The organism is Streptomyces sp. NPDC059743, from assembly GCF_042732975.1.
In the GTDB taxonomy this organism is placed as follows: domain Bacteria; phylum Actinomycetota; class Actinomycetes; order Streptomycetales; family Streptomycetaceae; genus Streptomyces.
Window position 1 is genome coordinate 1 of sequence record NZ_JBHWGS010000044.1, and the last position, 1053, is coordinate 1053.

The 1053-nt window shown below is 68.3% G+C and carries 1 protein-coding gene; it reads left to right on the forward strand.

From position 1 onward, the window contains the following. Positions 1 to 101 precede the first annotated feature (101 nt). Positions 102 to 1053 (forward strand): IS481 family transposase (locus ACFV6H_RS37735; protein ID WP_385551409.1); only part of this gene is annotated, 952 nt, incomplete at its 3' end.

The window sequence follows — 1053 nt, forward strand, 5'->3', positions numbered from 1 at the left end:
TGTATTGATCACGAGCGTTGTTGACACGTGCCGGTGCTTGATCATGGCGAAGACCTCCGGTGTGGTGGAGCTGTCTAGGACTGCACCGCACGGAGGTCTTCGTGTCCCACCGTAATGCCCGGCTGACCGTTCACGGCAGACGGATCCTCATCGAGCGTGTCCACGCGGGCCGCCCGGTCGCGCATGTCGCCGCCGAGATGGGCATCTCGCGGACCACGGCCCACAAGTGGGTCCGCCGCTACGCCAGGGAAGGTGAGGCAGGCCTGCACGACCGCCCCAGCCGGCCTCTGTCAACACCGCACCGCACCGCGGCCGGCCTTGAGGCCCGGATCTGTGAACTGCGCACGGCCCGCAAACTCGGCCCGGCCCGGATCGGCCCCATCCTCGGTATGCCCGCCTCGACCGTCCACCGGGTCCTGACCCGCCACGGACTGAACCGGCTGGCCTTCATGGACCGGCCCACCGGCACCGTGATCCGCCGCTACGAACGCGACCGCCCCGGCGAACTGATCCACGTCGACGTCAAGAAACTCGGCCGGATCCCCGACGGCGGCGGCTGGCGGGTCCACGGACGCCAGGCAGCCAGGGCCACCCGGCAGGGCGTCGGCTACGACTGCGTGCACTCCGCCGTCGACGACCACACCCGCCTGGCCTACAGCGAAGTCCACTCCGACGAGAAAGCCGCCACCTGCGCCGCCTTCCTGCGCAGAGCAGCAGCCCACTTCGCCACCCTGGGAATCACCCGGATCGAACGCGTCCTGACCGACAACGCCTGGTCCTACCGCAAAAGCACCCTGTGGAAACAAGCCCTGGCCGACCTCGGCGCGACCGGCAAACTCACCCGCGCCTACCGCCCCCAGACCAACGGCAAAGTCGAACGCTTCAACCGCACCCTGCTCGACGAATGGGCCTACCTGCGGCCCTACACCACCAACACCGAGCGGACCGCAGCCCTGACAGACTTCCTCCACACCTACAACCACCACCGCACCCACACCGCACTCGGAGGCCACCCCCCGATCAGCCGCGTCAACAACCCTGCGGGTCAATACA